The 23534-nt window shown below is 62.2% G+C and carries 27 protein-coding genes; 14 read left to right on the forward strand and 13 right to left on the reverse strand.

Annotation, left to right across the window (positions count from 1 at the left end; translation table 11 throughout):
- Positions 1-39: 39 nt before the first annotated feature.
- The gene (locus NKK47_RS02525; protein ID WP_352574994.1) at positions 40-435 is read right to left on the reverse strand and encodes a hypothetical protein; all 396 of its coding nucleotides are present in this window, start codon (positions 433-435) and stop codon (positions 40-42) included.
- A gap of 302 nt (positions 436-737) precedes the next feature.
- Here NKK47_RS02525 and urtA point away from each other — a divergent pair, with 302 nt between their 5' ends.
- The 6 genes from urtA (at position 738) to NKK47_RS02555 (ending at position 6932) form a co-directional block, all read left to right on the forward strand.
- The gene (gene urtA / locus NKK47_RS02530) at positions 738-2048 is read left to right on the forward strand and encodes an urea ABC transporter substrate-binding protein (protein WP_352455694.1); all 1311 of its coding nucleotides are present in this window, start codon (positions 738-740) and stop codon (positions 2046-2048) included.
- Positions 2049-2148: 100 nt separating this feature from the next.
- On the forward strand, positions 2149-3765 hold the full coding sequence (urtB, locus tag NKK47_RS02535; protein WP_352574996.1) for an urea ABC transporter permease subunit UrtB: 1617 nt from the start codon (positions 2149-2151) through the stop codon (positions 3763-3765).
- Complete coding sequence (gene urtC, locus NKK47_RS02540) at positions 3762-4994, forward strand: urea ABC transporter permease subunit UrtC (protein ID WP_352455696.1); 1233 nt, start codon at positions 3762-3764, stop codon at positions 4992-4994. The genes urtB and urtC overlap by 4 nt, the downstream gene beginning before the upstream one ends.
- A gap of 7 nt (positions 4995-5001) precedes the next feature.
- Complete coding sequence (gene urtD / locus NKK47_RS02545; RefSeq protein WP_023674855.1) at positions 5002-5748, forward strand: urea ABC transporter ATP-binding protein UrtD; 747 nt, start codon at positions 5002-5004, stop codon at positions 5746-5748.
- Between the two features lie 70 nt (positions 5749-5818).
- Entirely contained in the window at positions 5819-6514 is a 696-nt protein-coding gene (gene urtE / locus NKK47_RS02550) for an urea ABC transporter ATP-binding subunit UrtE (RefSeq protein ID WP_352574998.1), read from the forward strand.
- A 217-nt stretch (positions 6515-6731) separates the two neighbouring features.
- Positions 6732-6932: a hypothetical protein gene (locus NKK47_RS02555; RefSeq protein ID WP_023674857.1), complete on the forward strand. Its 201-nt coding sequence runs from the start codon at positions 6732-6734 to the stop codon at positions 6930-6932.
- Positions 6933-6978: 46 nt separating this feature from the next.
- On the opposite strand, the gene NKK47_RS02560 is transcribed toward NKK47_RS02555, so the two are convergent.
- The 9 genes from NKK47_RS02560 to NKK47_RS02600 all read right to left on the reverse strand — a co-directional run bounded on the left by NKK47_RS02560 (position 6979) and on the right by NKK47_RS02600 (position 14642).
- Entirely contained in the window at positions 6979-7785 is an 807-nt protein-coding gene (locus tag NKK47_RS02560) for a DUF72 domain-containing protein (protein WP_352575000.1), read from the reverse strand.
- A 28-nt stretch (positions 7786-7813) separates the two neighbouring features.
- On the reverse strand, positions 7814-8284 hold the full coding sequence (locus tag NKK47_RS02565) for a GNAT family N-acetyltransferase (protein WP_352568740.1): 471 nt from the start codon (positions 8282-8284) through the stop codon (positions 7814-7816).
- Entirely contained in the window at positions 8281-8691 is a 411-nt protein-coding gene (locus NKK47_RS02570) for a DUF302 domain-containing protein (protein WP_352575002.1), read from the reverse strand. Before NKK47_RS02570 ends, NKK47_RS02565 begins: the two co-directional genes overlap by 4 nt.
- The gene (gene uvrA, locus NKK47_RS02575; protein ID WP_352575004.1) at positions 8691-11612 is read right to left on the reverse strand and encodes an excinuclease ABC subunit UvrA; all 2922 of its coding nucleotides are present in this window, start codon (positions 11610-11612) and stop codon (positions 8691-8693) included. Before uvrA ends, NKK47_RS02570 begins: the two co-directional genes overlap by 1 nt.
- Positions 11613-12307: 695 nt before the next feature.
- A complete protein-coding gene (locus NKK47_RS02580; protein WP_352455701.1) occupies positions 12308-12706 on the reverse strand; it encodes a hypothetical protein in 399 nt (132 codons plus the stop codon).
- Positions 12703-13308, reverse strand: a complete 606-nt coding sequence (locus tag NKK47_RS02585) for an ATP-dependent Clp protease proteolytic subunit (RefSeq protein ID WP_352455702.1) — start codon at positions 13306-13308, stop codon at positions 12703-12705. Before NKK47_RS02585 ends, NKK47_RS02580 begins: the two co-directional genes overlap by 4 nt.
- A 26-nt stretch (positions 13309-13334) precedes the next feature.
- On the reverse strand, positions 13335-13859 hold the full coding sequence (locus NKK47_RS02590) for an SRPBCC family protein (protein ID WP_352455703.1): 525 nt from the start codon (positions 13857-13859) through the stop codon (positions 13335-13337).
- A complete protein-coding gene (locus NKK47_RS02595) occupies positions 13856-14170 on the reverse strand; it encodes an ArsR/SmtB family transcription factor (protein WP_352448759.1) in 315 nt (104 codons plus the stop codon). The genes NKK47_RS02590 and NKK47_RS02595 overlap by 4 nt, the downstream gene beginning before the upstream one ends.
- A gap of 82 nt (positions 14171-14252) precedes the next feature.
- Complete coding sequence (locus tag NKK47_RS02600) at positions 14253-14642, reverse strand: cupin domain-containing protein (RefSeq protein ID WP_352455705.1); 390 nt, start codon at positions 14640-14642, stop codon at positions 14253-14255.
- A 209-nt stretch (positions 14643-14851) separates the two neighbouring features.
- On the opposite strand from NKK47_RS02600, the gene NKK47_RS02605 reads away from it, so the two are divergent.
- Both NKK47_RS02605 and NKK47_RS02610 read left to right on the forward strand, forming a co-directional pair.
- Positions 14852-15364: a single-stranded DNA-binding protein gene (locus tag NKK47_RS02605; protein ID WP_023674867.1), complete on the forward strand. Its 513-nt coding sequence runs from the start codon at positions 14852-14854 to the stop codon at positions 15362-15364.
- Positions 15365-15487: 123 nt separating this feature from the next.
- On the forward strand, positions 15488-15913 hold the full coding sequence (locus NKK47_RS02610) for an OsmC family protein (RefSeq protein WP_352455706.1): 426 nt from the start codon (positions 15488-15490) through the stop codon (positions 15911-15913).
- An 8-nt stretch (positions 15914-15921) separates the two neighbouring features.
- On the opposite strand, the gene NKK47_RS02615 is transcribed toward NKK47_RS02610, so the two are convergent.
- Both NKK47_RS02615 and NKK47_RS02620 read right to left on the reverse strand, forming a co-directional pair.
- A complete protein-coding gene (locus tag NKK47_RS02615; protein ID WP_023674869.1) occupies positions 15922-16551 on the reverse strand; it encodes a MarC family protein in 630 nt (209 codons plus the stop codon).
- A 74-nt stretch (positions 16552-16625) separates the two neighbouring features.
- Positions 16626-17156, reverse strand: coding sequence for a hypothetical protein (locus NKK47_RS02620; RefSeq protein WP_352455708.1), 531 nt, complete (start codon positions 17154-17156; stop codon positions 16626-16628).
- 86 nt (positions 17157-17242) lie between these two features.
- Here NKK47_RS02620 and NKK47_RS02625 point away from each other — a divergent pair, with 86 nt between their 5' ends.
- Together NKK47_RS02625 and gyrA are read left to right on the forward strand one after the other, a co-directional pair.
- On the forward strand, positions 17243-18070 hold the full coding sequence (locus NKK47_RS02625; RefSeq protein WP_352455709.1) for a helix-turn-helix transcriptional regulator: 828 nt from the start codon (positions 17243-17245) through the stop codon (positions 18068-18070).
- A gap of 148 nt (positions 18071-18218) precedes the next feature.
- A complete protein-coding gene (gyrA, locus tag NKK47_RS02630) occupies positions 18219-21029 on the forward strand; it encodes a DNA gyrase subunit A (RefSeq protein ID WP_352455710.1) in 2811 nt (936 codons plus the stop codon).
- Between the two features lie 53 nt (positions 21030-21082).
- Here the strand turns inward: gyrA and NKK47_RS02635 are convergent, their stop codons facing one another.
- A complete protein-coding gene (locus tag NKK47_RS02635; RefSeq protein ID WP_352455711.1) occupies positions 21083-21235 on the reverse strand; it encodes a hypothetical protein in 153 nt (50 codons plus the stop codon).
- A 195-nt stretch (positions 21236-21430) separates the two neighbouring features.
- On the opposite strand from NKK47_RS02635, the gene coaD reads away from it, so the two are divergent.
- From coaD to NKK47_RS02655, 4 genes are all read left to right on the forward strand, one after another.
- The gene (coaD, locus tag NKK47_RS02640) at positions 21431-21931 is read left to right on the forward strand and encodes a pantetheine-phosphate adenylyltransferase (RefSeq protein WP_023674874.1); all 501 of its coding nucleotides are present in this window, start codon (positions 21431-21433) and stop codon (positions 21929-21931) included.
- Between the two features lie 75 nt (positions 21932-22006).
- Entirely contained in the window at positions 22007-22597 is a 591-nt protein-coding gene (locus NKK47_RS02645) for a peptidylprolyl isomerase (RefSeq protein ID WP_502903576.1), read from the forward strand.
- 29 nt (positions 22598-22626) lie between these two features.
- Entirely contained in the window at positions 22627-23139 is a 513-nt protein-coding gene (locus tag NKK47_RS02650) for a peptidylprolyl isomerase (RefSeq protein ID WP_352455712.1), read from the forward strand.
- Complete coding sequence (locus tag NKK47_RS02655; RefSeq protein WP_352455713.1) at positions 23136-23534, forward strand: hypothetical protein; 399 nt, start codon at positions 23136-23138, stop codon at positions 23532-23534. Before NKK47_RS02650 ends, NKK47_RS02655 begins: the two co-directional genes overlap by 4 nt.

The raw sequence follows: 23534 nt of genomic DNA on the forward strand, positions 1-23534 counted from the left end.
TCTACTTCGGAGTACGGAACCTCGCCAGGTTCCGTACTTTCAACGCTTCGTGCAGGTCGAGGCGGTAAAGGCGCCGTCTGGCTGCTTCATGATGATGTCGAAGGACGGGGTGGTTCCGCTTTCCAGCGTCGCTTGCGTAAGCGAGATCGAGTTGCCACCGCTGGTGTAGCCACCCAGCGAACCCAACCAGGTAATCACCCCGTCTGCATCCATCTGGTAGTTATAACTTTGCGGCGCGGTGCCGAAGCTAACCGGACCGCTATAGAGGTTTCCCTTGATGGTGATGTCGCCGAGGCTGAGGAACATGCCTAGCAGATAGACTTCGCAATGATAGGAGCCGTCCGGCAGCTTGCCGTCGCTGAAGCCGGCGCGCGCTACGGTCGTCGTCCCCAGCAGAAGCATGGTGATGAAAATGCAAGACGTTCGGAAGGCCATGGCGTCGCTCGTTTAAGGGTTCGAACTTGCCCCATTTCGCTGCGGCGCTGCAATCCTCGCCAGCGCTCATATGATGCTGCTCAAAATTCGGGCATTGGCCTGTATATGAGTAAAACTTAGGCTGATACGAGTGATCTTTTCTCATTTAAAACCTGGCAGGCGAGGTTCATCTCCTGCGGCTAATACATTAACCGACTGACAGGGCTGGGAAATCTCAAACCCTCCGATCTTTCGCCGGTGATTGGCACAGCCGTTGCATGGTCCTGTTCCGATGCAGTTAACCAGCTTGGGAGTTTAAAAGTATGAGGGGCAGTTTCTCGACAATAACAAAAATGTTTTCGGCCGGCGTGGTCACCGCCGGCCTGCTGATGAGCGTTCCCGCCAAGGCGGCCGACGACACCATCAAGGTCGGCATCCTCCATTCGCTGTCGGGAACCATGGCGATCTCGGAGACGACGCTGAAGGACGCCATGCTGATGCTCATCGAAGAGCAGAATGCCAAGGGTGGCCTGCTCGGCAAGAAGCTCGAGGCGGTGGTCGTCGATCCGGCTTCCAACTGGCCGCTATTCGCCGAAAAGGCGCGCGAGCTGATCTCGAAGGACAAGGTCGCGGCGGTGTTCGGCTGCTGGACCTCGGTGTCGCGCAAATCGGTGCTGCCGGTGTTCAGCGAACTCGACAACATCCTGTTCTACCCCGTCCAGTACGAAGGCGAGGAGAGCGAGCGCAACGTGTTCTACACCGGTGCGGCGCCGAACCAGCAAGCCATTCCCGCGGTCGACTATCTGATGAGCGAGGACGGCGGTTCGGTGAAGCGCTGGGTTCTCGAAGGCACCGACTACGTCTACCCGCGCACCACCAACAAAATCCTCGAGGCCTATCTGAAGGCCAAGGGCGTCGCTGCGGAAGACATCATGGTCAACTACACGCCGTTCGGCTTCTCCGACTGGCAGACCGAAGTCTCGGCGATCAAGAAATTCGGTTCGGCCGGCAAGAAGACCGCCGTCGTCTCGACCGTCAACGGTGACGCCAATGTGCCGTTCTACAAGGAACTCGGCAACCAGGGCATCAAGGCCGAGGATATTCCGGTCATGGCCTTCTCGGTTGGTGAGGAAGAGCTTGCCGGTCTCGACACCGCGCCGCTGGTCGGCCATCTCGCCGCCTGGAATTATTTCGAGAGCGTCGACACACCCGAGAACGCGAAGTTCATCGCCGACTGGCACAAATTCATCAAGAACGACAAGCGCACCACCAACGACCCGATGGAAGCCCATTATATCGGCTTCAACATGTGGGTGAAGGCGGTCGAGAAGGCCGGCACCACCGATCCGGACAAGGTCATCGACGCCATGGTCGGCGTCTCGGTGCCGAACCTGACCGGCGGTTATTCGACGATGATGCCGAACCATCACATCACCAAGCCGGTGCTGATCGGCGAAATCCAGGCCGACGGCCAGTTCGAAACCGTCTCGCAGACGCCCGGCCTGGTGATGGGCGACGAGTGGTCCGACTATCTGCCTGACTCCAAGGACCTGATCTCCGATTGGCGCGCGCCTCTGTCCTGCGGCAACTTCAACGTTGCCACCGGCAAATGCGGCGGCAAGGGAACCAACTGATCCTCCCGGTCTGTCCTCCCAGACCCGCAAGCCTCCGGGCAGGCTCCTCCTCCAGCCTGCCCGGAGGCGACATTCAACCTTCAAGAGCCACCAGAAACCAATGATCCTGATCCGCGCGATTGGCCTGATGCTGCTCCTCCTCCTGGGGACGCTGCTGCCGTCGAACGCCAGCGAAGCAGATCTGCGCGTGGTCATCGCCAAATTCGCCACCGCCGCCAATTTTCCGGCGATAGAAGCCGTGGTGCGCGAGCTTGCGGCTACCGGCGATCCGGCCGTAGAACGGCCGCTTGCCGCGCTTGTGGAGGGCAGCCTTTACGTGCGCAAGGCCGATTCACTGGTCTTTGTCGGCAAGGAGAGCGGCGACGGCATCGAGCTGCTCGATGCGCTTACCGGCGAAAGATCGGGCGAAGCTGCCAAGACCGACATCACCAAGATCAAGGTCAACAACACGCTGCGCCGCGTCATTCGCGATGCATTGGGCACACTGACGCTCGGCTCCAAGGATCCGGCCGTGCGCATTGCCGCCGCCGACACAATGTTCAAGACGCCGGACGCGGCAAACATCGAGCCGCTCGACACCGCGATCGCCAATGAGAGCGTGGCAAGCGTCAAGGCGCTGCTAGAACAGGCCCGCGCCGCGTCGGTTCTCGTTTCCGACAGGCCGGCGGCCGATAAATTGGTGGCAATCGGGCTCATCGGTGCGCGCAGCGACCGCGATGCGGTGTCGCTGCTCACGTCGGTAGAGGCCAATTCCGAAGGTGCGGTGAAGGACGCGGCGACCGCGGCGATCGCCAACATCAATTCGACGCTGGCGCTGTGGGATGCCGGCCAGAATATCTGGTATGGCATATCGCTTGGATCGGTGCTGCTGCTGGCGGCGATTGGCCTGGCCATCACCTTCGGCGTCATGGGCGTCATCAACATGGCGCATGGTGAGATGGTCATGCTCGGCGCCTACACGACCTTCGTCGTGCAGGAGGTTATCCGTAATTCCTTTCCCGGTCTGTTCGACTGGTCGCTGGTCATCGCCCTGCCGCTGGCCTTCCTGGTGGCGGCGCTCGTCGGCCTTGTCATCGAGCGCGGGCTGATCCGCTTCCTCTATGGACGGCCGCTGGAGACGCTGCTGGCGACATGGGGTGTGTCGCTGATCCTGCAGCAGGCCGTACGCACCATCTTCGGGCCGACCAACCAGGAGGTCGGCAACCCGTCCTGGATGTCCGGCTCGTTCAATATCGGCCAGCTTGCCGTGACCTGGAACCGGCTCTGGATCCTCGTATTCGCGCTCGGCGTGTTCGCTGTGCTGCTCTACGTGATGAAACGCACGCCCTGGGGGCTGCAGATGCGTGCCGTCACCGCCAATCGCCGCATGGCCGCCTCGATGGGCATCAGGACGCCTTGGGTCGATGCGCTAACGTTTGCACTCGGCTCCGGCATTGCCGGCATCGCTGGTGTCGCGCTCAGCCAGATCGACAACGTCTCGCCCAATCTCGGCCGCGGCTACATCATCGACAGTTTCATGGTCGTCGTTTTCGGCGGTGTCGGCAATCTCTGGGGCACGCTGGTCGGCGCTTTCTCGCTCGGCATCGTCAACAAGTTCCTCGAACCTTATGCCGGAGCAGTGCTCGGCAAGATCGTCGTCCTGGTGCTGATCATCCTGTTCATCCAGAAACGCCCGCGCGGTCTGTTCGCGCTAAAGGGCAGGTCGGTGGAAGCATGATCACGGGACGCTTCTTTGCCGCCGGCGCCGACCGCCGCGTCGCCATCACCATCTTCATCCTGCTGGCGGTTGCAATCGTCGTGCCGCTGCTCAATCTTGCGGTCTCGCCGACAAGTGCGTTTTACGTGCCGTCCTATATCGTCGCGCTCACCGGCAAATACCTCTGCTACGCACTGCTCGCCTTGGCGCTCGATCTCGTCTGGGGCTATTGCGGCATCCTCTCGCTCGGTCACGGCGCCTTCTTCGCACTCGGCGGCTATGCGATGGGCATGTATCTGATGCGCCAGATCGGCTCGCGCGGCGTCTACGGCAATCCGCTGCTGCCGGATTTCATGGTGTTCCTTAACTACAAGGAATTGCCATGGTTCTGGTATGGTTTCGACCATTTCTGGTTTGCCGCGATCATGGTGCTTGCGGTGCCCGGCCTGCTCGCCTTCGTCTTCGGCTGGTTTGCCTTCCGCAGCCGCGTCACCGGCGTCTACCTGTCGATCATCACCCAGGCGATGACCTATGCGCTGCTGCTTGCGTTTTTCCGCAACGACATGGGTTTCGGCGGCAACAACGGCCTAACTGATTTCAAGGACATTCTAGGGTTCAACGTGCAGGCCGACATGACGCGGTCGGCGCTGTTCGCGGCCAGCGCCGTCATGCTGGCGTTTGCCGTCTTCGTCACCTGGGCAATCGTCGGTTCCAAGTACGGCAAGCTTTTAATGGCGGTGCGCGATGCCGAGAGCCGCACGCGCTTTCTCGGCTGGCGGGCGGAGAACGTCAAACTGTTCGCCTTCACCGTGTCGGCGGTGATGGCCGGCATCGCCGGTGCGCTTTACGTGCCGCAGGTCGGCATCATCAACCCTGGCGAATTCGAGCCGTCCAATTCGATCGAGGTGGTGGTGTGGGCGGCCGTCGGCGGGCGCGGCACCATCGTCGGGCCGATCATCGGCGCGCTTCTGGTCAATGCCGGTAAATCCTGGTTCACCGGCGTGCTGCCGGAATTCTGGCTGTTTGCGCTGGGCGGACTGTTTGTCGCCGTCACGCTGTTCCTGCCCAAGGGCATCATCGGCATGTGGGATTCCTGGCGCGGCAACGCCAAGGCGCTGCGGGCGGCCTCGGTTGCCGAGGAAGTCGGCATCGATCCCGATGCGCCGGTGCCGCCGAAAACCGACCGCTCGGCGGCGAGAAGGCCGGGCGACTGGTCGGCCTCCGGCGCCGAACCGCAGCCGGCGGAGTGATGGCCTGATGTCGAAGAGCAACACCATCCTCTATCTCGACGGCGTGTCGGTTTCCTTCGACGGGTTTCGCGCTATCAACAACCTTTCGCTGGTGCTCGACAAGGGCGAGATGCGGGCGATCATCGGCCCCAACGGCGCCGGAAAGACGACGATGATGGACATCGTCACCGGCAAGACGCGGCCCGACGCGGGTGAAGTTTTCTTCAACGGTGAGGTCGACCTAACCAAACACGACGAGGCCGAAATCGCCATGATGGGCATCGGCCGTAAATTCCAGAAGCCAACGGTCTTCGAAAGCCACACGATCGAGGACAATCTGATGCTGGCGCTGAAAGGCCCGCGCTCGATCTTCCCGGCACTGTTCCATCGTCGCTCGGCCGCGGACGTGCGGCAGATCGACGACATCCTCGGCATCATTCGGCTTGGCGACAAGCGTGACGAACTCGCCGCCAATCTGAGCCACGGCCAAAAGCAATGGCTCGAGATCGGCATGCTTCTGGCGCAGGATCCGAAGCTGCTGCTGGTCGACGAACCGGTTGCCGGCATGACCGACGCCGAGACCGAGGAAACCGCGCGGCTGCTCAGGGACATCGCGCGCGACCATTCTGTCATCGTCGTCGAGCACGACATGCATTTCGTGCGCGAGCTCGGCGTCAAGGTCACCTGCCTGCACGAAGGCTCGGTGCTTTCCGAGGGCAGTCTCGACTTCGTTTCGGCCGACGAGCGCGTCGTCGAAGTCTATCTGGGGAGATGAACATGGTCTGGCGCGTTCCGTTCCATCATTTCGACCTTTCGTTCTTCACGCGTTGGAGAAAGCGCTGACCATGCTCGAAGTCTCCAATGCCACGCTGCACTACGGGGCTGCCCAGGCGCTGCGCGGCGTCTCGCTGAAGGCCGGCGCCGGCAAGATCACCTGCGTGCTCGGCCGCAACGGCGTCGGCAAGACCAGTTTGATGAGATCGATCGTCGGCCATCACCGGCTGACGAGCGGAAGCGTTGCCTTCGAGGGGAAGGCGCTCGACCGGAGCGCGGCGTATGATCGCGCCCGGTCGGGCATCGCATTCGTGCCGCAGGGCAGGGAGATATTTCCGCTGCTTACGGTGCGGGAAAACCTCGAATCGGGTTTTGCGCCGTTGAAGCGCGCCGATCGCAACATTCCCGGTCACGTCTTCGAATTGTTTCCGGTGCTGAAGCAGATGCTCGCGCGCCGCGGCGGCGATCTTTCCGGCGGCCAGCAGCAGCAGCTTGCCATCGGCAGGGCGCTGGTGATGCGGCCGAAGCTGCTGGTGCTCGACGAGCCGACCGAAGGCATCCAGCCGTCGATCATCAAGGACATCGGCCGCGCCGTCCGCTATCTGCGCGACCAGGCCGGCATTGCGGTGCTTTTGGTCGAACAATATCTCGATTTCTGCCGGGAATTGGCCGACGAGGTCAATATCATGGACCGCGGCCAGATCGTCCATACCGGCCCCGCCGAGGATCTCGACCGGGCGGACGTCCGCAAATTCCTGACTGTCTGAATTCTTATTGATTCCATTGGTTTGCAACTCTGGCGCGCCGAAGATTGCGTGCTAGATTTTGCTTGGCCTTGGTGAGTCGGCCGCTTTCCGTACCAGTTCCAATTTGGCAGATCAGGGGAAGGCGCGGGCCGCGCCGGCACGCTTGCGCGCAAGCCGTTCCCTTCCAGCGATCTGTTGTCGTCCAACATTTCGGGTGCTTGGGAGCCAGGGCTAGACGATGGAGCGCTATGTCGAGGACTACCAGAAACGACGGCTCACGGAGCGCGTCGATATCCTGACAGCCATCAACATTCTGAAATCGCAGGGGTATGACCACGACGAACTCATCGCGGAGATCACCAAGGTCTTCTATGTCGACCTCGATGCTTTCAACGAGATCGTCAGGGTTGATCGGCGTCCGGACGAACGCGCCGCATAGCCGGTAGTTTAGGACCAAGCCAGGCGGACCACCGACAGCGGGGGCGTCAGCCTGCGACCCGCTTCATCAGCGCGATGGCGCCGAATGGAGCGCGGACCTTGCCCTCGGTGATGAAGTAGACGAACACATCGCGTGGCTTGACCGGCGCGTCGGTTGAAGGAGCGACACGCGGCAGGTCGGCCGGCACCTTGCCTTCCGCCCAGGTTTTTGCGCGCGCCGCCCATTCATCGAGCGCCTTTGGCGTGTAGCAATCGGGATTGTCGTCGCTGCCGGTCTGCAGCCGGGCATAGATGAAATCGCCGGTGACGTCGGCAATCCCCGGATATTTGGCGTGGTCGGCATAGACGATGGCGGCCTTGTGCTTTCGCGCCAAGGCGGCGAACTCCGGCACGACGAAGCTGTCGTTGCGCACCTCGACGGCGTGGCGCAGCGCAACGCCGTCCTGCTTTTCCGGCAACAGCTTGAGGAAGGCCTCGAAATCGTCCGGGTCGAATTTCTTGGTCGGCGCGAACTGCCACAGGATCGGCCCGAGCTTGTCGCCAAGTGCCGCGACGCCCGACCCGAGGAAGCGCATGATCGATTCCCCGGCCTCGCCGAGCACGCGGCGGTTGGTGACGAAGCGGTTGCCCTTCAGCGAATAGACGAAACCATCCGGCGCCTCGTTGGCCCATTTGACGAAGGTCGGCTCCTTGAAGCTCGAATAATAGGTGCCGTTGACCTCGATAGTGGGCACCTGCCGGCTGGCATAATGCAGTTGCTTGGCCTTCGACAATTTGTCCGGGTAGAAGGACGTGTCCCACGGCTCGAAGGTCCAGCCGCCCATGCCGGCGCGGATTGTTCCTGATTGAGTCATGGTCGTCCTCCCGGTTTGCAGAAAAGGATCACGCGATGGCGGTCGTCTCGACGGCTTTCGCCATGTCGACGATCGTCCATCCTGGCCGATATGGATTGGGCCGGCGACCCGTTTCGCGAAAGCCGTAGGCCTTATACAACGAAACGTTCCGTTCCATTCTGGCATTGGTGTAGAGTCGGATTTCAGGCAAGCTCCACAAGCGCGTCTGTTGCTCGGCCCAGTCGAGCAGCCCGATGCCGAAACCCTTGCCCTGAAAGGCGGGTGCAACGGCGACGCTGAAGATCATTGTATGGTCCGCATGTCGTTCGAGAACGATCAAGCCGGCCGGCTGTCCGTCCTGCTCCGAAAGCCAGACCTCGCCGCGTTCTATGCGCGGCGCATAGTCCTCGGTGACGGGGATCGGCGGCGCTCCGAACAGGGCAGTGTAGGGCGCGTAGGCGTCGGTGGTGAGCGAGATCACCGTGGGCAGATCATCGGCCCGAGCGGCTCTCATGATCAAAATTGGCCCGCGCCGGCAGCGGCCGCAATCACCTTGTCCATGCCGGCCGCTATCGCGGCGACGGCATTGCGACTGGCGTCGCCCAAGCCGTGGCGCTCAGCGAGCCAGTGCGCGTCATTGCAGGAGAGCCAGACCTTGCCTTGCTTATCCTCCCAAGCCAGTGCCTTGACCGGCAGATCGATGCCGGCAAGCTGCCGGTCCTGCATCAGCGGCGTGCCGCCTTTCGGGTTGCCAAAAATCAGAAGCTGGGTCGGACGCAGAGAAGCTTCGACACTGCGCGCACCGGCGGCGTGGTCAATGCGGGCGAAGACCAGCAATCCTGCACGTTCCACAGTGCCGACCAGGCGATCGATCGTTTCGGCCACGCCGAAGCGGCTTTGGACCGTGATGAGACCGTTCTTTGCCATCACTCCGCCGCTTCGCGCTTGCCTCCGGGGCGCCGCTCCAGCAATTCCCTCAGGAACTGCCCGGTATAGCTGCGTTTTTCGCGAACGATGTCCTCAGGCGTGCCGGACGCTACCAGCTCGCCGCCGCCGTCACCACCTTCGGGGCCAAGATCGAGCACCCAGTCAGCGGTCTTGATCACCTCTAGATTGTGCTCGATGACGACGACCGTGTTGCCCTGGTCGACCAGCTCGTGAAGCACTTCAAGCAGCTTGGCGACGTCGTGGAAATGCAGGCCGGTGGTTGGCTCATCGAGAATGTAGAGCGTCTTGCCGGTCGCCTTGCGCGACAGTTCCTTGGCAAGCTTGATGCGCTGCGCCTCGCCGCCCGACAAAGTCGTTGCCTGCTGGCCAACATGGATGTAGCCGAGGCCGACCCGTTTCAGCGTCTCCAGCTTGTCGCGCACACCGGGCACGGCGGCGAAGAAATCGACGCCTTCCTCGACCGTCATGTCGAGAACGTCGGCGATTGATTTGCCCTTGAACAGGACGTCGAGCGTCTCGCGGTTGTAGCGCTTGCCGTGGCAGACGTCGCAGGTGACGTAGACGTCGGGCAGGAAGTGCATCTCGATTTTGATGACGCCGTCGCCCTGGCAGGCCTCGCAGCGGCCGCCCTTGACGTTGAACGAGAAGCGGCCCGGCTGGTAGCCGCGCGCCTTGGCCTCCGGCAGGCCGGCGAACCAGTCGCGGATCGGCGTGAAGGCGCCGGTATAGGTGGCAGGGTTGGAGCGCGGGGTGCGCCCGATCGGCGACTGGTCGATATCGATGACCTTGTCGAGGAATTCCAGCCCCTCGATTCGGTCATGCTCGGCCGGATGCTCGCGCGAGCCCATGATGCGGCGCGACGCCGCCTTGAACAGGGTCTCGATCAGGAAGGTCGACTTGCCGCCGCCGGATACGCCGGTGACGGCGGTAAAGGTGCCGAGCGGGATTTCGGCGGTGACGTTCTTCAGGTTGTTGCCGCGCGCGCCGACGACCTTCAGCCGGCGGTTCTTCTTGGCCTCGCGCCGAACCGCCGGCGTCGCCACTTCGAGCTCGCCCGACAGATACTTGCCGGTGATCGAGGCGGGGGTCGCCATGATCTGCTGCGGCGTGCCCTGCGCGATGATGTGGCCGCCATGGATGCCGGCCGCCGGGCCGATATCGACGACGTAGTCGGCATGCAGGATGGCGTCCTCGTCATGCTCGACGACGATGACCGTGTTGCCGATGTCGCGCAGATGCTTCAGCGTGTCGAGCAGGCGGGCATTGTCGCGCTGGTGCAGGCCGATCGACGGCTCGTCGAGCACATAGAGCACGCCGGTCAGGCCGGAGCCGATCTGCGAAGCCAGCCGGATGCGCTGGCTCTCGCCGCCCGACAACGTGCCGGAGTTGCGCGACAGCGTCAGATAGTCGAGACCGACATCGTTGAGGAAGCGCAGCCGCTCGCGGATTTCCTTGAGCACGCGCACCGCAATCTCGTTCTGCTTGTCGTTGAGCGAAGCGGGCAGATCGGTGAACCACTGGTCGGCCTTGCGGATGGACAGCTCGGTGACCTCGCCAATGTGCTTGCCGGCGATCTTGACCGCGAGCGCCTCGGGCTTCAGCCGATAGCCGCGGCAGGCCGGGCAGGGCGTGGCCGACATGAAGCGCTCGATCTCCTCGCGCATCCAGGCGGATTCGGTTTCCTTCCAGCGGCGCTCGAGATTGGGGATGACGCCCTCGAAGGTTTTGGTCGTTTTGTAGGAGCGCAGACCGTCATCATAATGGAAGGTGATTTCGCGCTCGCCGGTGCCGTGCAGGACGGCTTGCCTTGCCTCCTCGCTCAAATCCTTGAACTTGTCGCCGAGCTTGAAGCCATAGGCAACGCCCAGCGCTTCCAGCGTCTGCGCATAATAGGGCGAGGTCGACTTCGCCCACGGGCTGACGGCGCCGGCGCGCAGCGAGACATTCTCGTCGGGCACGACCAGGCTGGCATCGATGGCGCGTTGGCTGCCGAGCCCGTCGCAGGTCGGGCAGGCGCCGAACGGATTGTTGAAGGAGAATAGCCTGGGCTCGATCTCGGGAATGGTGAAGCCGGATACCGGGCAGGCGAACTTTTCCGAGAACAGCATGCGTTCATGCGTCTCGTTCTTCGATTTGTTGACCGAATCCTCGCCGGTCTGGCTGGCGTCGAGCGGCTTGTCGGCAAATTCCGCCACCGCCAGCCCGTCGGCCAGCTTCAGCGCGGTCTCGATGGAATCGGCGAGCCGCGTCGCCAGATCGCCGCGCACGACGATGCGGTCGACGACAACGTCGATGTCATGCTTGTACTTCTTGTCCAGCGCCGGCACGTCGGCGATCTCGTAGAAGACGCCGTCGACCTTGACGCGCTGAAAACCTTTCTTCTGCAGCTCAAGCAGTTCCTTGCGGTACTCGCCTTTGCGGCCGCGCACCATCGGCGCCAGGATGAACAGCCGAGTGCCTTCCTCGACCGCAAGCACCCGGTCGACCATCTGCGAAACCGTCTGGCTCTCGATCGGCAGGCCGGTGGCCGGCGAATAGGGGATGCCGACGCGGGCGAACAAAAGCCGCATATAATCGTAGATCTCGGTGACGGTGCCGACCGTCGAGCGCGGGTTCTTCGAGGTGGTTTTCTGCTCGATGGAGATGGCCGGCGACAGGCCGTCGATCTGGTCGACGTCCGGCTTCTGCATCATTTCGAGGAATTGCCGCGCATAGGCCGAAAGGCTCTCGACATAGCGGCGCTGGCCCTCGGCATAGATGGTGTCGAAGGCAAGCGACGACTTGCCGGACCCCGACAGGCCGGTCATGACGATCAGGCTGTCACGCGGCAGGTCGAGATCGACATTCTTCAGATTGTGTTCGCGTGCCCCGCGAATGGAGAGATATTTATGGTCGGCCATCGCCGGTCGCCGCCTCAGAATCTGGAATTCGTGGGATGGGCGGGTTTTCCCGACCATCCCCTATGTAGGCAATTTCGCCGCCTTTTCGAGAGACGCCACAACTCTCGACCAAAGCGTTTAACCGCCTTTCGCGCGAACGGGCAAGCGGAAAGAACAAAGGCCGAACACGCTCCTGACAAAAGCTGCCCGTGGGGCCGGCTTCCCAAGCCGTCTCGCGATCACATTTTTCGGTAATCGGCTATTCAAGGTTGACGTCCCTGCACCGTGGGGGCAGACTCCAGACGTCAACGAAGCCGGCCGTCTTTCGATGGCCTCGCGGCCTGGGGCTAGCCTGCGAGACGCCGCGGGTTATGCGATGAGCGCTTCGACGACGACAGTCGCAACCAACAGAAGGAGAGCAGAGGCATGACTCCACCGGATTGTTCGTTGAGGCTCCACGTGTCGCTGGAGCCGCGGCAGGTATAAGTGGCCAGGGTCAGGCGTTTTCGCTGCCCGCCAAACGGACCTGCTGATCCCCATAAAATCAGAGACTGCTAGTCGGATCGTCGGCTGAATGCCGCGAAGCATCCGAATAAAAAGCCGGCAGTACACTCCCGGCAATTTGGATTTCAGATCCAAGAAGCCCCGTCAGTTGCAAAGGCAATGGCGGGGCTGTTCGTTTGAAGCGCAATATTTGTGGTTCACACCAGGCGAACTTAGCGGCTGGAGGGCCTGATCCCGCCGGTAGCGACATCGATGGTGATGCTACCGGAAATCCGAACGTCGGTATCGCCGATCTTGAAGGTGCCGTTGCCGCTGCCTGGAGCCACATCGTCAGGCTCAGGCCGCGGCGCTGGCTCGGCGATGCGATAATCGCTGGTCACACCGGGCAGGGCGCCCTTTTGCGAAGACGTTGAATTATCTTGGGCAAGTGCCATACCCACCAGCATGTTCGTGCCGGCAACGGTAGCGATGGCAAGGCATAACAGGCTGGATGAGCGGCTGGCGGTCATCACCGGACTATAGTGCCGCGATAGCGTCAAGACCAGACCGATGGCGCTGAAATTGCGGGCGCTCAATCGCCTCAGTTCCGTCCGCCGGCCCGGCACGTTCATGCGGCCTGCTTGCGAGTGTCGAAAACATGGTCGACGAGGCCCCAATCCTTGGCCTCCTGCGCGGTCATGAAAAAGTCGCGGTCGAGCGTGCGTTCCACTTCTTCGTAGGTGCGGCCGCAATGGCGGGCGTAAAGATCGGTCATGCGCCGCTTGGTGCGAAGGATGCCCTCGGCATGGCGTTGGATATCGGAGGCCTGGCCCTGGAAACCGCCGAGAGGCTGATGCAGCACGATGCTGGTGTTGGGTAGCGCGATGCGCCGCCCCGGTGTGCCGGCCATCAAAAGGAACGAGGCCATCGAGGCGGCGAAGCCCATACAAACCGTGGAGACCGGGCAGCTGATATACTGCATCGTATCGTAGATCGCGAAACCGCTGGTCACCACGCCGCCCGGCGAGTTGATGTAAAGCGAGACCTCCTTGTCGGGATTGTCGGATTCCAACGACAGAAGCTGGGCGCAGACCAGCGCCGAGGTGCCGTCATCGATCGGGCCGTTGATGAAGACGATTCGCTCGCGCAGCAGCCGCGAAAATATGTCGAAGGCACGTTCGCCGCGGCTCGACTGCTCGATCACCATCGGCACCAGATTGGCAAGGCCGCTCATCGGTTGTCTCCGTTGACTGTTGTCGTTCAGGCCGCGCGCAGGAAGAGGCGCGGGGTGTTTGCGGCGATCTGCTTGTGCCTGGGAGTGCGCGCTTCAAAGGAAAGCCGGCAACCGGCGCCTGCCATCGCGATCTCCGGCACTGCTGCCCGAGCAAAACCATCATGGACGATGCGCAGATGCGTGCCGCCGGAAACGGTGCGGTCGAGCGTAAAGGTGACGATGCTGTCCACTGGGCTGTCGTTCATTGCGCTGTCCAGGGGGCTGCCGGGCGGCACCTGCGTATCGCCGGGCGCCGGCCGCTCCCGCCAGGAATAGCGCAGCAGCCGTCCGGGATCCGCGTCGAGGATTTCGCACTCGATCGGCGCATTCGGCGCTTTAAAGGCAAAGCGGTTGCCGATTTCGGGCTTGATGTCGTTCGGCATCATCCAGGCCGCGAGCAGGTCCGGCACCGTCAGCGCCCGCCACACCTTTTCCGGCGGTTCGGGCAGCTCGCACTCGAACTCGATCTTGTCTGCGGCCATTTCGGCGCGTTCTTTGCCTCGGCTGGTCATTGGTCCATGTCCTTCAAAACCGTCTTGAGCCTTTCGATGCGCTCTGGCCAGAACGCACGGTAGCGTTCGATCCAGCCGAGCAGTGGCGCAAGCCCCTTCGGATCGACGCGGTAATAGGCGTTGCGACCGGCCCGGCGCTCGACCACGAGGCCGGCGCCGCGCAGCACTGCGAGATGTTGCGATACCGCCGGCTGCGATACCGGTATGCCAGTGCGCAGTTCCGACACCGTCATCTCGCCGTCGGCGAGCCGCTCATAGACGGCGCGACGCGTTGGATCCGCTAGTGCCCGAAAAATGTCTGCTTCGATCATGCCGAAAGCATAAGTCAATACTTATCGGTTTGGCAAGCCGTGTTTTTTAAGACAGGCGGTGTTTTTTAAGACAGGCGAGGTTTTACAAACTCGCTGGAAGCCAGCGTCTCACCATGTCGGGGGATCCGTTGAACGTCGCCTCGAAAACTGGTGACGCGAGCACAGCATGAATATGAAGCAATTCGGAGCCGACGTTTCGGAAGCCATGTTGCCTGTGCGCGGCAACAACAAGCGACTGTCCGGCAGTCAAGACGAGATGCTCTTCGTCGATCCACATCTCGGCCCTGCCAGCGATGACGGTAAGCACTTCCTCGACCGGGTGCCAATGTGTCGGGGCGCCAACCGCGGGTTCGATCCATTGTTCGAATATGCAAAGTTGAGTTGCGCCGTTGCAGGCCGAGACATGCATGCGGGTCTTTACTCCCGTCCGCCATTCTTCTTGCGGCTGATCGTCATGCTCGACCATCTTCATTGAGTTCGCCTCGATCCCATGGTCTGTGGAAATTCGACGCCAAGACACTACTTCTTACTGACAACTATTGACAGTGCAGGGCCTCTCCTATAGAACGAAAAGAGAACAAAAACCTTGTGGGAAAAGGCAGCGACGGCAGGCAGGGATTGTCCATAGCCTGTAAGGTGCGGCGACAAAAATTCGGTTTCGGATGAGCGCGGAGAAGTATCATGGCGGGTAGCGTCAACAAGGTCATTCTGGTGGGCAACCTCGGGGCGGACCCTGAAATCCGCCGCTTGAATTCGGGTGACCCGGTCGTCAACATCCGCATCGCGACGTCGGAAAGCTGGCGCGACAAGACATCCGGAGAGCGCAAGGAAAAGACCGAGTGGCACAATGTCGTGATCTTCAACGACCAGATCGCCAAGGTGGCCGAGCAGTATCTGAAGAAGGGCATGAAGGTCTATGTCGAGGGCCAGCTGCAGACGCGCAAATGGCAGGACCAGACCGGCAATGACCGCTATACGACCGAAGTCGTGTTGCAGAAATTCCGCGGCGAGCTGCAGATGCTCGATGCGCGGGGCGAGGGCGGGGGCCAGGTCGGCAACTATGCCGGTGGTGGTGCGAGCCGCGGTTCCGATTTCGGCCAGTCCGGCCCGGGCGAAAGTTTCAATCGCGGTGGCGCCAACAAGGGCGGCGGCGGTGGTTCGTCGCGCGAGCTGGACGACGAAATCCCGTTCTGATTTCTCGGGGCGGACTGCCCTTGCGGCGAAAAGCGCCGGCACCTTGGCCACGAAATGGCGTCCCGAAAATCTGTCTTGGATTTTCGGGACGTTGTGCGTTTGAGCGGTGAAAGGACGTATCAGGTGAAGGCAAGGGTCAAATGGGTCGAGGAGCGCACTTTCGTTGGCGAGTCCGCCAGTGGGCACAAGCTGGTGCTAGGCACTGCGTTCGGGCCGGAGGGCAAGACGCCGGGGCCGAGCCCAATGGAACTGGTGCTGATCGGCACCGGCGGCTGCTCGGCCTATGACGTGGTCCATATCCTCGAAAAGGGGCGCGAGGCGGTCGAAGATTGCGTAGTCGAACTCGATGCCGACCGTGCAGAAGCCGATCCCAGAGTATTCACCCGCATTCACATGCATTTTGTCGTCAAGGGCCGGGCGCTATCACACGACAAGGTGAAGCGGGCGATCGGGCTTTCGATCGAGAAATACTGCTCGGCCTCGGCAATGATGGCCAAGACTGCCGAGATTACCCACGACTTCGAAGTCATTGAAACGACAGCGAAGTAGGGCTGTTCCTACGTCGCCATCAGCGCCTTGATGCCGTCGGCGACGAACTGTACGGCGAGCGCCGCCAGGATGACGCCGAGCAGCCTTGTCAGGATCGAACGGCCGGTTTGGCCGAGGATACGATCGATGCGCTCTGACAGCACGAACACCAGGTAGGTGATGACGAGGCAGATGGCGATGATGCCGACAAGGGCTGTCTGCGCGCCCAAACCCTGAAACGAGCTTGAGAGCAGGACGGTCGCCGAAATCGCGCCGGGACCGGCAATAAGCGGGATCGCCAGCGGAAAGGCGGCGATGTTGTGGATCATGTCCCTGGTGATGGCGACGTCGCCGATCTTCTCCTTGCGGTCCTGCCGGCGCTCGAACACCATTTCGAAGGCGATGAAGAACAGCAGAAAGCCGCCGGCGACGCGGAAGGCCGGCAGAGTGATGCCGAAGACTGACAGGATCGACGCGCCGGCGATTGCGAACAACGCCATTACCAGGAAGGCGATGACCGAGGCGCGCACGGAGACCTGGTTGCGCTCCTCGCGGTTCATGCCGCGGGTCACGGCGAGGAAGAGCGGCGCCAGGCCCGGCGGATCGATCGTCACCAGTATGGTGACGAAGGCGTTGAACAGGCTGTCGAAGCTCGGCATGCTGACCCTCCCCGCCGGCAAAGCCGGATAACGGGATTGGTAGAGCAAAGCGGAGGCAGTGGAAACCGTGCGGATCAGGGGCTGACGGCCCGGCGCGCCAGAAACTCGACTTCGAGACGCCAGGTGGCGCCGTCGTCCTGTGAGCGTTCGCCCAGCCAGCGGAACGAATTTTCGGTGATGCGCGAAAAGCTCCAGCGCACAGCAGATCCGGTGCCGTCTGCGCCTTGCTGGATGATGGTGTCGCCCTCGGCACGGCCGAGCTGGCGGCTGTAGTACTGATTGCGCGGATCGCTCCAGAAGATGTGCCAGGCGTCAACGCCGGGATCGTAGACGCGCAACGTCGTGCCATAGAAGGTCCATTTGCCGAGCGAGGGCGAGGGGCCGGCGTCACGGGCAGGCAGGATCCATACGTCCTGGATCGCGCGGCCTTCGAGCACCCAGCCGAAATGCACTTCGCCGCGCCCGGTCAGCACCTGACCGTCCTCGAGATGGCGCGTGGCGTCGAACGTCCAGGCGCCGACGAAGCGGCCATAAAGATTCAGTTTCTCGGCAAGGGCCGGTACGGGCCCATCGCTGTGCAGGGCCTTGGCAAAGGAATTGGACATGGCTTCGCTCTCATCTTGTCAGGAGACCGGCAAGCATAGAGGCCGACAGGGGTTCTGCGCTTGGGAAAAGTTGCTATGTTTCGGCGATGACGACGAGCGCGCACAGGCTGGCGTCGGGCCGAGGCTGGCAGGTGTCGGATGTCATCTGCACCGCCAGCGCCGCCGACAGGCCATTCGAGGAGGAGCATCGGGATTTCTGCGTTGCCGCCGTAACCAACGGCACCTTCCGCTATCGTGCGCGCGAGGGCACGGCGATGCTCGCGCCGGGCGCGCTCCTGCTCGGCAATCCCGGCACATGCTATGAATGCGGTCACGAGCATGGCGCCGGCGACCGCTGCCTCTCCTTCCATTTCGGGCCGGCCTATATGGAGCGGATCGTCGCCGACGTGCCGGGCGCGAAGACGCTCGATTTCGGCACGCCGCGCCTGCCGCCCTTGCCGGCGCTGGTGTCGCTGCTTGCCGAAGCGGAGGCGGCGCGCGAGATGGCCGACACCGGCGCGTTCGAGGAACTCGCCCTGCGCATTGCCGGTGCCGCGGTGACAGCGGCTTGCAGCGCTACGGATCGGGGACGGACGCCGAGCCGCCGTGACCAGAAGCGTGTCGCCGAAGCGGTGCGGCGCATCGAAGTCGATGCCGACCGGCCGATCTCGCTTGCCGAACTCGCCGACGAGACCGCCACCAGCCCTTACCATTTCCTGCGCACCTTCCGGCACGTCGCCGGCATGACGCCCTACCAGTTCCTGCTGAGAGCGCGGCTGCACAGGGCAGCCGTGCGGCTGCGGACGTCAGATCAGACGATTTCGGCGATCGCCTTTGCGGCGGGGTTCAACGATCTGTCGACCTTCAACCGCCGTTTCCGGCGGCTGATGGGCGAGGCGCCGGGTACTTATCGCGCCCGCCGGCGACGCCCGTGAAAGGGTGCCACGGCCATATCGTCGCAATTGGTTTATCCTTTTGAATTTGCCGCTAAAAACCACACTGGAAAACTGCCGCGATTGTTGGAGTTTCGGGCCGGCTTCCTATATAAGCACCAAGTGATTCCTGATTAGATTGTGATCCGATTTGACCGACCAAAAGACACCGCGCGGCGCCGACGGCGGCCCCACCGGCATCGAGCCGATATCCATCATCGAGGAGATGCAGCGCTCCTATCTCGATTACGCCATGAGCGTGATCGTCAGCCGTGCGCTGCCGGACGTGCGCGACGGCCTCAAGCCAGTGCATCGCCGCATCCTCTACGCCGCCTATGAGAGCGGCTATCACTGGAACCGCAAATATGTGAAATCGGCACGCCCGGTCGCCGACGTGATGGGTAAATACCATCCGCATGGCGACGCCTCTATCTACGACGCTTTGGTGCGCATGGCGCAGGACTGGTCGCTGCGCGTGCCGCTGATCGACGGGCAGGGCAATTTCGGCTCGATCGACGGCGATCCGCCGGCGGCGATGCGCTACACGGAATCGCGGCTGACCAAGGTCGCGCATGAGTTGCTGGAAGACATCGACAAGGACACCGTCGATTTCCAGGACACTTACGATGCGTCGGGCAGCGAACCGAAAGTCCTTCCGGCGCGCTTTCCGAACCTGTTGGTCAACGGCTCCGGCGGTATCGCCGTCGGCATGGCTACCAACATCCCGCCGCACAATCTGGGCGAGGTCTGCAACGGCGCCATTGCCCTCATCGATAATCCAGCGATCGACCTTCCGGCACTGATGGAGATCGTTCCGGGGCCGGATTTCCCGACCGGCGGCATCGTGCTCGGCCGCTCCGGTATCTACAGCGCCTATTCGACCGGCCGCGGCTCCATCGTCATGCGCGGCCGCGTCAACGTCGAGGCGCGCGGCAACGATCGTGAATCGATCGTCATCACCGAGGTTCCCTATCAGGTGAATAAGGCGTCGATGATCGAGAAGATGGCCGAGCTGGTGCGCGACAAGCGCATCGAAGGCATTTCCGACATTCGCGACGAGAGCGACCGCCAGGGCTACCGCGTCGTCATCGAACTGAAGCGCGACGCGGTCGCCGATGTCATCCTCAACCAGCTTTACCGCTTCACTCCGCTGCAGACGTCCTTCGGCGCCAACATGGTGGCACTGAACGGCGGCAAGCCGGAATTGCTGACTCTGACCGACATGCTGAAGGCGTTCGTCGCCTTCCGTGAGGAGGTGATCAGCCGGCGCACGAAATTCCTGCTGCGCAAGGCGCGCGACCGCGCCCATGTGCTGGTCGGCCTTGCCATCGCTGTTGCCAACATCGATGAAGTCATCAAGCTGATCCGCAGCGCTCCGGACCCGCAGACGGCGCGCGAGCAGTTGATGGAGCGGCGCTGGCCTTCGGGCGACGTGGAATCGCTGATTCTTCTGATCGACGACCCGCGCCATCGCATCAATGAGGACGGTACCTATAATCTCTCCGAGGAGCAGGCGCGCGCCATCCTCGAACTGCGCCTGCAGCGCCTGACCGCGCTCGGCCGCGACGAGATCGCCGACGAGCTGAACACGATCGGCGACGAGATCAAGGACTACCTGGACATCCTCTCGTCCCGCGCCCGCGTCCAGCAGATCGTCAAGGACGAGCTGATGGCCGTGCGCGACGAGTTCGGCACGCCGCGCCGCACCGAGCTCGCCGAGGGCGGGGCGGACATGGAAGACGAGGACCTGATCCAGCGCGAGGACATGGTCGTCACGGTCAGCCATTCCGGCTACATCAAGCGCGTGCCGCTGTCGCTCTACCGGGCGCAGCGCCGCGGCGGCAAGGGCCGCTCCGGCATGTCGACCAAGGAAGAGGATTTCGTCACCCGGCTGTTCGTCGCTAACACGCACACGCCGGTGCTGTTCTTCTCCTCGCGCGGCATCGTCTACAAGGAAAAGGTCTGGCGCCTGCCGATCGGCAACCCGCAATCGCGCGGCAAGGCGCTGATCAATATGCTGCCGCTCGAACAGGGCGAGCGCATCACCACGATCATGCCGCTGCCGGAGGATGAGACGAGTTGGGGCGAGCTCGACGTCATGTTTGCCACCACGCGCGGCACCGTGCGTCGCAACAAGCTGTCGGACTTCGTCCAGGTCAACCGCAACGGCAAGATCGCCATGAAGCTGGACGAGGAGGGCGACGAGATCCTCGGCGTCGAGACCTGCACCGACAATGACGACGTGCTTTTGACGGCAAGTTCCGGCCAGTGCATCCGCTTTCCGGTCAGCGACGTACGCGTCTTCCAGAGCCGCAATTCGGTCGGCGTGCGCGGCATTGCGATGGCCGATGGCGACCGGGTGATCTCGATGGCGGTGATCGAGCATGTCGATGCGCCGCCGGCGGAGCGTGCCGCCTACCTCAAGCGGGTGGTGGCCGAACGCCGGCTCGCTGCTGACATTGCGGCCGGCGAGGAGGAAGAAATCCAGCTCACCAATGAAGAGGTCGGCGAAGAGGCGGAGCTTTCCGACGACCGCTATGAGTTCCTCAAGGCGCACGAGCAGTTCGTGTTGACGGTGACGGAATATGGCTACGGCAAGCGTTCATCGTCCTACGATTTCCGCCTGACTGGCCGTGGCGGCAAGGGTATTCGCGCCACCGACGTCTCGAAAACGGCCGAAATCGGCCGCCTGGTGGCGACCTTCCCGGTCGGCAATGACGATCAGATCATGCTGGTTTCGGATGGCGGCACCGTCATCCGCGTCCCGGTCAACGGCATTCGTTTCGCCAGCCGCGCCACCAAGGGCGTTACCATCTTCAATACCGCAGAGGGCGAGAAGGTCGTTTCGGTGGAGCGGATTTCAGAACCGCAAGCCGACGAGGAGATCGAAGAGAGTGTCGATGCTGAAGGTGGCGCTTCCACCGATGCCGAAGGTGGGGGGCCTGATACTACCGTCGAGTGAGTTTGGCACGACGACGCCAGCCCTATGGGCCGGCGTGTGAAGACACCCGCAATCTAGAAGTGGCGATAAGGCTTGCGGTTGCCGAAGCCTTCGAACCGCTTGGTATTGGCCTTGGCGCGGACGCGCTGTGCTTCCTGATGCAACCCGAATACGGTAGCGATCAGCATGGCGACGGTCATTGCGGTGGCGAGGATGTAGATCAGCATGTGCGTGTTCTCCTGCGCCTAACAACGATTAGATGGGTGTTTGGTTTCATCTTCTGCAGCGGCAACTTAGTGAACACTTCGTGAAGCTGTTGTGAGCGGCACATTCATCTGTCGTTCACGTCGGCCAAAAGGTTCACGGGGCGGGCTGGCGATCGGATTTGCCTTTAGGGGAGAGGCTCGCTAGAAGCACCTGCCATGACCGAACGCATCGCCCTTTATGCCGGCTCTTTCGACCCGCTGACCAACGGCCATCTCGACGTGCTGAAGGCGTCGCTGGCCGTGGCGGATACAATCTATGCGGCGATCGGCATCCATCCCGGCAAGAAGCCGTTGTTTTCCTTCGAGGAACGGGTTGGCCTGATCGAAACGGCCGCGAAGGCGGAATTCGGCAGCGACGGTGCGCGTATCAAAGTAGTCGCCTTCGACGGGTTGGTCATCGATGCGGCCAGGAAGCATGGCGCCTCGATCATCATCCGCGGCCTGCGCGACGGCACCGATCTTGACTATGAGATGCAGATGGCCGGCATGAACGAGACCATGGCGCCGGAGCTGCAGACCGTGTTCCTGCCCGCCAGCCCTTCAGTGCGCACCATTACCGCCACACTTGTGCGCCAGATAGCTTCGATGGGAGGCGACATCCGCCCCTTCGTGCCGGCGGCCGTGGCCGGCGCGCTCACCGCCAAATTCGCGAAATAAATGCATGTCACCCAAAAGTGGAACCCGGCTTTGGGTAACGACATGCATGAACGAAGATATTCGGAGAAAGATCCCATGCAGCTGAAAAAGCTTGCCTTCTTGCTTGCCGTGCTTGCCGGTCTTGTGACCGCATCCGTGTCGGCCTTTGCCGCCGATCCGGAAAACACCATGATCGTAACGCTGAAGGACGGCGACGTGACCATCGCGCTGAGGCCCGACCTTGCGCCGAAGCACGTCGCGCAGATCAAAAAGCTGGTGCGCCAGGGCGCCTACGACAACGTCGCCTTTCACCGCGTCATCGACGGCTTCATGGCGCAGACCGGCGACGTCAAGTTCGGCAACATGAAGAGCGGCTTCAATGCCGACGCTGTCGGCACCGGCGGCTCCGATCTTCCTGACCTGCCGGCCGAATTCTCCGGCACCGAGCACTACCAGCGCGGCGTGGTCGGCATGGCCCGCTCCGACGATCCGAATTCCGCCAATTCGCAATTCTTCATCATGTTCGCGCCGGCACCGCCGCTCGATGGCCAGTACACCATCGTTGGCAATGTCGTCGGCGGCATGGAGCTGGTGGACCACATCAAGAAAGGCGACGAGGCGCAGAACGGGACGGTGACCGACCCCGATCGCATGATCAAGGTGCGCATCGCCGCGGACGGCAAGTAACCCCAATTGTTCAAAAGGATATTTCTGACATGGCCGAAATCAAGGACCGCGAGAACGCGCTTATCATGGACACGACCAAGGGCAAGGTCGTCATCGAATTGTTTCCAGATCTGGCGCCCGGCCATGTCGGCCGTATCAAGGAGCTGGCGCGCGAAGGCGCCTATGACGGCGTGGTCTTCCACCGCGTCATCGACGGCTTCATGGCGCAGACCGGCGACGTGAAGTTCGGCAATTCCAACAAGCCGTCTTTCGCGCCATCGCGCGCCGGCACTGGCGGTTCCGACAAACCCGATCTGAAGGCCGAGTTCTCCAACGCCAACCACGGCCGCGGCACCTGCTCGATGGCGCGCTCGCAGAACCCGAATTCGGCCAATTCGCAGTTCTTCATCTGCTTCGACGATGCCGCCTTCCTCAACCGCCAGTACACGGTATGGGGCCAGGTCGTCGAAGGCATGGACAACGTCGACAAGATCAAGCGCGGCGAACCGGTGCAGGATCCTGACAAGATCGTGTCGCTCAAGGTCGCGGCCGACGTGAAATGACCGGCCGGGCTGTCGCGGCCATCGCATTTGTGCTCGTCGCGGCGGCCACTCCGGCGCTGGCGACGGAATCGATCGTCTGCAGCGCCGACGGCGGCGCGGCATCGATTGATGTTTTGATGGGACACACGGCCGTCATTGCGGTGGCGCGTGTGTGGCTGGATGCCGGCGGCAAGACATGGACCACGGACGGACAGCCAGGCTCAACGAAAGTCATCGTTGGACAGGCATTCGAAGACGACGAGCGTATGCTTATCGACCTCACCGACGAAGGCATCAGCTCGATCGTCGCCAGATTGCGGCTGGTCAAGGCCAGCGAGCAGTCCAGTTTCGCGATGGGCGGCACATTGAGCATAGACGGTGTTGGCGCCTGGGCGGTGACCTGCCCGGAACCTTGA

It is taken from the genome of Mesorhizobium sp. M0019 (assembly GCF_040323975.1).
Lineage (GTDB): Bacteria > Pseudomonadota > Alphaproteobacteria > Rhizobiales > Rhizobiaceae > Mesorhizobium.

Bases quoted from the DNA above. Each gene is read 5' to 3' on its own strand.
- NKK47_RS02645 (WP_502903576.1), top strand. From the start codon at position 22,007: ATGCAGCTGAAAAAGCTTGCCTTCTTGCTTGCCGTGCTTGCCGGTCTT.
- NKK47_RS02650 (WP_352455712.1), top strand. From the start codon at position 22,627: ATGGCCGAAATCAAGGACCGCGAGAACGCGCTTATCATGGACACGACC.
- urtA (WP_352455694.1), top strand. From the start codon at position 738: ATGAGGGGCAGTTTCTCGACAATAACAAAAATGTTTTCGGCCGGCGTG.
- NKK47_RS02605 (WP_023674867.1), top strand. From the start codon at position 14,852: ATGGCGGGTAGCGTCAACAAGGTCATTCTGGTGGGCAACCTCGGGGCG.
- urtC (WP_352455696.1), top strand. From the start codon at position 3,762: ATGATCACGGGACGCTTCTTTGCCGCCGGCGCCGACCGCCGCGTCGCC.
- NKK47_RS02590 (WP_352455703.1), bottom strand. From the start codon at position 13,859: ATGACCAGCCGAGGCAAAGAACGCGCCGAAATGGCCGCAGACAAGATC.
- NKK47_RS02560 (WP_352575000.1), bottom strand. From the start codon at position 7,785: ATGACTCAATCAGGAACAATCCGCGCCGGCATGGGCGGCTGGACCTTC.
- NKK47_RS02585 (WP_352455702.1), bottom strand. From the start codon at position 13,308: ATGAGCGGCCTTGCCAATCTGGTGCCGATGGTGATCGAGCAGTCGAGC.
- NKK47_RS02595 (WP_352448759.1), bottom strand. From the start codon at position 14,170: ATGATCGAAGCAGACATTTTTCGGGCACTAGCGGATCCAACGCGTCGC.
- urtE (WP_352574998.1), top strand. From the start codon at position 5,819: ATGCTCGAAGTCTCCAATGCCACGCTGCACTACGGGGCTGCCCAGGCG.
- urtD (WP_023674855.1), top strand. From the start codon at position 5,002: ATGTCGAAGAGCAACACCATCCTCTATCTCGACGGCGTGTCGGTTTCC.
- NKK47_RS02635 (WP_352455711.1), bottom strand. From the start codon at position 21,235: ATGCTGATCTACATCCTCGCCACCGCAATGACCGTCGCCATGCTGATC.
- NKK47_RS02625 (WP_352455709.1), top strand. From the start codon at position 17,243: ATGACGACGAGCGCGCACAGGCTGGCGTCGGGCCGAGGCTGGCAGGTG.
- NKK47_RS02570 (WP_352575002.1), bottom strand. From the start codon at position 8,691: ATGGCAAAGAACGGTCTCATCACGGTCCAAAGCCGCTTCGGCGTGGCC.
- NKK47_RS02580 (WP_352455701.1), bottom strand. From the start codon at position 12,706: ATGAACGTGCCGGGCCGGCGGACGGAACTGAGGCGATTGAGCGCCCGC.
- NKK47_RS02620 (WP_352455708.1), bottom strand. From the start codon at position 17,156: ATGTCCAATTCCTTTGCCAAGGCCCTGCACAGCGATGGGCCCGTACCG.
- uvrA (WP_352575004.1), bottom strand. From the start codon at position 11,612: ATGGCCGACCATAAATATCTCTCCATTCGCGGGGCACGCGAACACAAT.
- urtB (WP_352574996.1), top strand. From the start codon at position 2,149: ATGATCCTGATCCGCGCGATTGGCCTGATGCTGCTCCTCCTCCTGGGG.
- NKK47_RS02555 (WP_023674857.1), top strand. From the start codon at position 6,732: ATGGAGCGCTATGTCGAGGACTACCAGAAACGACGGCTCACGGAGCGC.
- coaD (WP_023674874.1), top strand. From the start codon at position 21,431: ATGACCGAACGCATCGCCCTTTATGCCGGCTCTTTCGACCCGCTGACC.
- NKK47_RS02525 (WP_352574994.1), bottom strand. From the start codon at position 435: ATGGCCTTCCGAACGTCTTGCATTTTCATCACCATGCTTCTGCTGGGG.
- NKK47_RS02615 (WP_023674869.1), bottom strand. From the start codon at position 16,551: ATGCCGAGCTTCGACAGCCTGTTCAACGCCTTCGTCACCATACTGGTG.
- NKK47_RS02600 (WP_352455705.1), bottom strand. From the start codon at position 14,642: ATGAAGATGGTCGAGCATGACGATCAGCCGCAAGAAGAATGGCGGACG.
- NKK47_RS02655 (WP_352455713.1), top strand. From the start codon at position 23,136: ATGACCGGCCGGGCTGTCGCGGCCATCGCATTTGTGCTCGTCGCGGCG.